8 protein-coding genes are annotated in these 7050 nt (G+C 72.1%); 2 read left to right on the top strand and 6 right to left on the bottom strand.

The window, feature by feature from the left end; genetic code table 11:
* Nucleotides 1-364 precede the first annotated feature (364 nt).
* Nucleotides 365-1342: a GlxA family transcriptional regulator gene (locus tag VIU94_RS23275; protein WP_331913804.1), complete on the bottom strand. Its 978-nt coding sequence runs from the start codon at nucleotides 1340-1342 to the stop codon at nucleotides 365-367.
* A 74-nt stretch (nucleotides 1343-1416) separates the two neighbouring features.
* Here VIU94_RS23275 and VIU94_RS23270 point away from each other — a divergent pair, with 74 nt between their 5' ends.
* Nucleotides 1417-2004, top strand: coding sequence for a cysteine hydrolase family protein (locus tag VIU94_RS23270; protein ID WP_331913803.1), 588 nt, complete (start codon nucleotides 1417-1419; stop codon nucleotides 2002-2004).
* A gap of 1 nt (nucleotide 2005) precedes the next feature.
* Here the strand turns inward: VIU94_RS23270 and proC are convergent, their stop codons facing one another.
* From proC to VIU94_RS23245, 5 genes are all read right to left on the bottom strand, one after another.
* Nucleotides 2006-2815 (bottom strand): pyrroline-5-carboxylate reductase, encoded by an 810-nt coding sequence (gene proC / locus VIU94_RS23265; protein ID WP_331913802.1) that lies wholly within the window; start codon nucleotides 2813-2815, stop codon nucleotides 2006-2008.
* A gap of 84 nt (nucleotides 2816-2899) precedes the next feature.
* Nucleotides 2900-3637 (bottom strand): ABC transporter permease, encoded by a 738-nt coding sequence (locus VIU94_RS23260; protein ID WP_331913801.1) that lies wholly within the window; start codon nucleotides 3635-3637, stop codon nucleotides 2900-2902.
* Nucleotides 3634-4479 carry an ABC transporter ATP-binding protein gene (locus tag VIU94_RS23255; RefSeq protein WP_331913806.1) on the bottom strand — a complete coding sequence of 282 codons (846 nt, stop codon included), beginning with the start codon at nucleotides 4477-4479 and terminating at the stop codon, nucleotides 3634-3636. The genes VIU94_RS23260 and VIU94_RS23255 overlap by 4 nt, the downstream gene beginning before the upstream one ends.
* 345 nt (nucleotides 4480-4824) lie before the next feature.
* Complete coding sequence (locus tag VIU94_RS23250) at nucleotides 4825-5331, bottom strand: hypothetical protein (protein ID WP_414720991.1); 507 nt, start codon at nucleotides 5329-5331, stop codon at nucleotides 4825-4827.
* Between the two features lie 62 nt (nucleotides 5332-5393).
* Nucleotides 5394-5717 carry an SH3 domain-containing protein gene (locus tag VIU94_RS23245; RefSeq protein ID WP_331913800.1) on the bottom strand — a complete coding sequence of 108 codons (324 nt, stop codon included), beginning with the start codon at nucleotides 5715-5717 and terminating at the stop codon, nucleotides 5394-5396.
* Nucleotides 5718-5844: 127 nt separating this feature from the next.
* Between VIU94_RS23245 and VIU94_RS23240 the strand changes: the two genes are divergently transcribed.
* A partial coding sequence (locus tag VIU94_RS23240; RefSeq protein ID WP_331913799.1) for a serine/threonine-protein kinase occupies nucleotides 5845-7050 on the top strand: 1206 nt, incomplete at its 3' end.

The following is a 7050-nucleotide window of genomic DNA, read 5'->3' as shown; positions in this document are numbered from 1 at the left end:
CCTCGGTGCCTTTCGGCTTGCTTTCCGCGCCTTTCGCTTTCGCTCCGGGCCCTTCCGGCGGTTCCGACTCTATCAGATCCTTTCGGCGTCTGATTCCCAGTCAGCGGGTTTGTCTTTCCGACCCGTTGGGCCGTTCCGACGAGTGAGACTTTAGCGGATTCCCTGCCTCCGACGCTAATCGGGGGCTCGCGCTCAAACCTTCGAACACGGATTCCTCATTTCGCAAAAACGCACGGAAAGCATGACGACGCGATGAAGCATCGTCTGCTTGTAGTGGGTCTTGCGGAATGGCTGTCCGGGGCCGACCGGAGTCGGTGCTCACGTCGGACAACTCGGAGAACACTACGGAGGGAGCAATCCCGTGTCAACCCGGGGCCAGGGGCCTCCGGAAGGACGTTCGGTAGGTGCGGGGGCTGGTGGCCAGGTGGGCGGCGAAGTGCTGGCGCATCGTGACCTCGCTGCCGAAGCCTGAGCGGCGTGCCACCTCGGGGAGGGGGTGGTCGGTCTGTTCGAGGAGCTTCTGGGCGGCGGCGACGCGCTGGGCGATGAGCCAGTGGAGCGGTGTGGTGCCGGTGGTGGCCTGGAAGTGGCGGGCGAAGGTGCGGGGGGACATGCCGGCGCGGGCGGCGAGGCTCGTGACGGTGTGGGGTTCGTCGAGGTGGGCGAGCGCGTGGGCGCGGACGTCCGCGAGGGCGTCCGCGTCGCGGTCGGCCCGGGGGGTGGGGCGCTCGATGAACTGGGCCTGGGTGCCGGTGCGGAAGGGGGCGGTGACCATCGTCCGGGCGAGCGTGGCGGCGACTTCGGCCCCGTGGGCCGTACGGACGAGGTGGAGGCAGAGGTCGATGCCCGCGGCGACTCCGGCGGAGGTCCAGATGCCGGAGTCCTCGACGAACAGGGCGTCGGGTTCCACGCGTACCTCGGGGTGGCGGGCCTGGAGGCGCTCGGCGAGGTACCAGTGGGTGACCGCGCGGCGGCCGTCGAGGAGGCCGGCGCGGGCCAGGACGAATGCGCCGGCGCAGAGGGAGGCGACGGGGGTGCCTGCGGCGTGCGCCGCGCGCAGGGCGTCGAGGACGGCGTCGGGGATGTCCTCGTCGGGGTCCTCTATACCGGGGACGAGGACGAGGTCGGCCTGGCCGGCCCAGTCCAGGCCGCGGTCGGGGGTGAGGGCGAAGCCGCCGCTGAGGGGGATGGGGGTGGTCGGGTCGGCGGCGAGCCTGCGGAGTTCGAAGCGGGGGACGGAGCGGGCGCTGCGGTCCTGGCCCCAGATCTCGTTGACCACGGAGACGTCGAAGGCACGGATGCCGGGGAAGCAGAGCAGGGCGATGCGCTGGGGTTCCGTCACGGTGGCAGTAAACCATCGATCGCTGACTTTTCCTCCTCTGGGACGGCGGCCCTTGAGCCAGCAGGATCGAGGGCATGGAGATCACAGAGAACGCGGCCCTGATCGTCATCGACGTGCAGAAGGGCTTCGAGCGCGAGTTCTGGGGCCGGCGGAACAACGACGGGGCTGAGGGGAACATCGCGGCGCTGATCGACGCCTGGCAGGAGACGGGGCGTCCGGTGGTGTTCGTACGGCATGACTCGGTGCAGCCGGGGTCGCCGCTGGAGCCGGGCACCGAGGGGAACGAGTTCAAGGACGTCGTCGCGGAGCGGCGGGGCAAGGGGTCCGGCCCGGAGGTCCTGGTCACCAAGACGGTGAACTCGGCCTTCTACGGGGAGCCGGATCTCGACGCCTGGCTGAAGGGGGCGGGGATCTCGCAGATCGTGGTGGCCGGCATCCAGACGAACATGTGCAACGAGACGACCGCGCGGATGGGCGGGAACCTCGGGTACGACGTGCTGTTCCCGCTGGACGCGATGCACACCTTCGACCTGACGGGCCCGTTCGGGTGGACGCAGACGGCGGAGGAGCTGACCCGGGCGACGGCGGTGTCGCTGCACGGCGGGCGGTTCGCCCGGGTCGTGACCACGGAGGACGTGCTGAAGGGTGCGGCCGCGCGGTGACTCAGCCGGTGCCGGAGGCGAGCTCGCGGCTGCGGTCGCGGGCGGCCTCCAGAGCCGCGATGAGGGCGGCGCGGACGCCGTGGTTCTCCAGCTCGCGGATGGCGCTGATGGTGGTACCGGCCGGGGAGGTCACGGCCTCGCGGAGCTTGACCGGGTGCTCGCCGCTGTCGCGGAGCATCACGGCGGCGCCGATGGCGGCCTGGACGATGAGGTCGTGGGCCTGGGCGCGGGGCAGGCCGAGGAGGATGCCCGCGTCCGTCATGGCCTCGACGAGGAAGTAGAAGTACGCCGGTCCGGAGCCGGAGAGGGCGGTGGCGGCGTCCTGCTGGGACTCGGGGACGCGCAGGGTCTTGCCGACGCCGCCGAAGATCTCCTCCGCGTGGGCGAGGTGCTCGGGGGTGGCGTGGCTGCCGGCGGAGATGACGGACATGCCCTCGTCGACGAGGACGGGGGTGTTGGGCATGACGCGGACGACGGGGGTGCCGGCGGTCAGGCGCTCCTCGATGAAGGCCGTCGGGATGCCGGCGGCGGCGCTGATGACGAGGCGGTCGGCGCCGACGTGCGGGGCGAGCTCGTCCAGGAGCCGGCCCATGTCCTGGGGCTTCACGGCGAGGATGAGGGTGTCGGCGCGCTTGGCGGCGTCGGCGTTGGTGACCGCCTCGACGCCGTAGCGGTCGTGCAGTTCCGCGGCACGCTCGGAGCGGCGGGCGGTGACGAGCAGGTGGGCGGGGCTCCAGCCGGCTCGGATCATGCCGCTGAGGAGCGCTTCACCGATCTTGCCGGTGCCGAGGACTGCGACGGTCTGGGTCATGGCTCTGTTCACCTCGCCGGAGGGGGTACGTGCCGCCATCCTCGCACCGGGCGCCCGGTCGGCGCCCGGGCGTCCGAGGGGCGGTCACGCGGTGCGGCGGCGGAGGGTGGCCGCGCCGAGGCCGAGGACGAGGACGGCGCAGCCGGCGACGACGAGGGCGTCGCGGATGAAGTCGGCGGTGACGTCGGTGTGCCGCAGGACCTCGTTCATGCCGTCGACGGCGTACGACATGGGCAGCACGTTCGAGATGCCTTCGAGGACGGGCTGCATGCGGTCGCGCGCGATGAACAGTCCGCAGAGCAGCAGCTGGGGGAAGATCACGGCCGGCATGAACTGGACGGCCTGGAACTCGGACGCGGCGAAGGCGGAGACGAACAGGCCGAGGGCGGTGCCGAGCAGGGCGTCGAGCAGGGCGACCAGGAGCAGCAGCCAGGGCGAGCCGATGACGTCGAGGCCGAGGAACCACACGGCGAGGCCGGTGGCGAGGGCGGACTGGACGATGGCCAGGAGACCGAAGGCGAGGGCGTAGCCGGCGATCAGGTCGCCCTTGGCGAGGGGCATGGCCAGCAGGCGTTCGAGGGTGCCGGAGGTGCGTTCGCGCAGGGTGGCGATCGAGGTCACCAGGAACATCGTGATCAGCGGGAAGATGCCGAGCAGCGAGGCCCCGATGTTGTCGAAGGTCTGCGGGCTGCCGTCGAAGACGTACCGGAGCAGGACGAGCATCAGGCACGGGACGAGGAGCATCAGAGCGATCGAGCGCGGGTCGTGGCGCAGTTGGCGCAGGACGCGGGCGGCGGTGGCGAGGGTGCGGTCGATGTTCACGGCTGGGGTTCCTCTTCCTGCTGCTGTGCGGCTGCGGCTTGTGCGGCTCCGGTCTGTACGGCTCCGGCGGCTTGGGCCGCTCGGGCGTTCGCGGCGTCGACGAGGCGGAGGAAGGCCGCTTCGACGGTGGGGGTGTCGTTGCGGTGGCGCAGGTCGTCGGGGGTGTCCTCGGCGAGGATCTCGCCCTCGCGCATGAGGAGCAGCCGGTGGCAGCGCTCGGCCTCGTCCATGACGTGCGAGGAGACCAGGAGCGTGGTGCCGCGGTCGGCGGCGATGCGGTGGAAGAGGTTCCAGAGGTCGCGGCGGAGGACGGGGTCGAGGCCGACGGTCGGCTCGTCGAGGACCAGGAGCTCCGGGGCGCCGAGGAGGGCGACGGCGAGCGAGACGCGGCTGCGCTGGCCGCCGGAGAGCCGGCCGGCGAGGGCGTGCGCGTGGTCGGCGAGGTCGACGTCGGCGATGGCCCGCTCGACGGCGGTGCGGCGTTCGTCGCGGTGGGCGCGGCCGGGGAAGAGGATGGCGGCGAAGTAGTCGAGGTTCTGGCGGACGGTGAGGTCGTCGTAGACGGACGGGTCCTGGGTGACGTAGCCGATGCGGGAGCGCAGGGCGGGGTCGCCGGCGGGTCGGCCGAGGACGTCGAGGGTGCCGGTGACCTTGGCCTGGGTGCCGACGATCGCCCGCATGAGGGTCGTCTTGCCGCAGCCGGAGGGGCCTAGGAGGCCGGTGATCTGGGCCGGGGGGACGGTGAAGTCGATGCTGCGGAGGACTTGGCGGTCGCCGCGTACGACGGTGAGGGCGTGGGCGACGATTGCGCCGGCTCCTGGGGTGCCGGCGGGTTTATTCATCATGCGATGAATAATGCGCCTGGGGGTGTCGGGCGTCAAGGATTCGGACGGGGGTGGGGGCTGGGCCTTGCCGGGGCCTTGCGCACGAGGGGCTTGCTTGGGCACCGCGCCCCGTGGTTGCCGGGCGCAGGAAGCGGAGGCGCCCGCAAGGGCGCCGTTCCGTTGTGCCCACCCGTTCCTCCCCCTAGGACTTCGTCCTGGGGGGACCCCCACAGCGGAACGAATGCCCACAACGGAGGGGGGGCGGCTAGCGGAGCGTGCGCGTCGACCGGGTGGGCGCGTGGGCGCCGCGCTGCGGAGTGGGGGCCGCAGCGTGTGGCCGCGGCGGAGGGGGCGGGGCTTTTGTTACTTGCGCTTCGGCTTCTTGCGGGTTGCCGGGTTGCCCGTTCGGGAGGTGCGGCGTTTCGCGTATTGGGCGCGGGAGGTTTCGTATTCGGTGCGGTGCAGGCTCTCGCCGGGGGCCTCGGTGAAGGTGCGGAGGAAGTAGGCGAGGAGGGAGCCGATGAAGCCGATGGCCTTCAGGCTGCGCAGCGACTCCTCGCGGGCCGGGTCGGCAGGGCGGCGGGAGAAGCCGTCCCAGGTCCTGCGGAAGGCGATGGCGCTGCAGATCGCGAACATCACGACGACGAGGACGTTGACGAAGCCGCCCACCTCGGCGATCTCCAGGCCCTGGTAGGCGAAGCGCAGCACGAGGCAGCCGGCGGCTGCGGCGAGCAGCGAGCCCAGGGCCACGGCGACGCGCCGCAGCCCGTAGTGGCCGTCGTGCTCGACCCAGGTCGTACCGAAGAAACGGATCTCCTCGGGCTGGGGGCCGGCGGCGGGGCTCTCGGTGCGGTGGTCGTCGTCGCTCACGGGGTCGATTATCCCCGTGAGCGACGACGGACGCGGTGCCGGGCGGCGCGGACCCGAGTGGATCAGGAGCAGCGCGGGGCGACGTAGCCGTCGCTGCCGGTCTTCACGTACGCGTCGGAGACGAACTCGCCGTCGGCGATGTTGTCCCAGAGGTTCGTGGTGCCGTACGGGCCGCTGATCCACTCGCCGGGCTGCTGACAGTGGATCGCCACCGTCGCGCCGACCGGCAGGGTGCGGACGATGCTGTACTTGGTGCCCGGGCCGGACCGGACGTTGACTCGGTAGCCGGGCGCGATCGGATAGCGCGTGCCCGACGCCGTGGCCTGGACGGACAGCTCGGCGGACTCCGCCGCGAACTCGCCCTGTGAAGACTCGTCAATGGACATGTAGTACTCCCCCGTTCGAATGACGCGCGCAGGCTACCAAGCCATGTCCGGAATCAATGCGTCATGGACTAGGCTCCGTGCGTCGTGCGCAAGCACGCATAAACGGGGAATCACACGGGGTGGGGCAATGCCACCGTTGCGCAGTACCGGCGTCGGCCGGGAAGCCGAACACGCCCAAGATCCGGAGTACGCGGGCGACTACCTCCTCGGAGCCCATCTCGGCTCCGGCGGCATGGGCGTCGTCCATCTGGCCCGCTCCGCCTCCGGGCTGAGGCTCGCGGTCAAGATCGTCCACGCGAACTACGCGTCGGACCCGGAGTTCCGGGCCCGGTTCCGGCAGGAGGTGGCCGCCGCGCGGCGGGTGAGCGGCGCGTTCACGGCGCCGGTCGTCGACGCCGACCCGGACGCGAGCCGCCCCTGGATGGCCACGCTGTACGTCCCCGGGCCGACGCTCGCCGAACAGGTCCGGCAGAACGGGCCGTTGGCGCCCGCGGAGCTGCGCCGGCTGACGGCCGGGCTCGCGGAGGCGCTGCGCGACATCCACCGCGCCGGGGTGGTGCACCGGGATCTCAAGCCGGGCAACGTGCTGCTCACGGACAGCGGGCCGAAGGTCATCGACTTCGGCATATCCCGGCCGGTGGACAGCGATCTGCGCACGGAGACGGGCAAGTTGATCGGCTCGCCGCCGTTCATGGCCCCCGAGCAGTTCCAGCGGCCGCGGCAGGTGGGGCCGGCGGCGGACGTGTTCGCCCTCGGCTCGGTGCTTGTGCACGCGGCGACCGGGACCGGCCCCTTCGACTCGGACAGCCCGTACATCGTGGCGTACCAGGTGGTCCACGACGAGCCGGACCTGACGGGCGTGCCGGAGGAGCTGGCGCCGCTCGTCGCGCGCTGCCTGGCGAAGGAACCGGGCGACCGCCCGACGCCGGACGAAATCATGGCCGCGCTGCTGCCGCCGTCGTACGAGGCGGAGGCGTTCATCCCCGCGCAGCGGCGGCCGTCGTCGGGCGGGGTGGGGCAGGACACCGACACTCGGGCGCTGGGGACCGGAAGCGGGGGTGCCGCCTCCGGACCCGACACGACCGGGGCCACCGGGGCCACGGGGGCGTCGCCCCGCTCCCGTACGCGGACCATGCGCCGCCGCCGGCGGCCCGTCGCCCTCGTGGCGGCGGCCGTCCTCGTCGCGCTCGCGGCGGGCGGCGTGCTGGCCCTGCAGCAGATGGGGGGCGGGGGCGAGGAACGGTCCGAGCAGACGGCCGCGACGCGGCCGCTCGGCGACTGGCAGACCCCGCTGCGCCCCGAGGGCGACGCGGCGCCCGCGTGCGCCGCCGCC

The sequence above is a fragment of the Streptomyces sp. genome (assembly GCF_036566765.1).
GTDB lineage: Bacteria > Actinomycetota > Actinomycetes > Streptomycetales > Streptomycetaceae > Streptomyces.
This window is presented reverse-complemented; position numbering and strand designations above follow the sequence as displayed.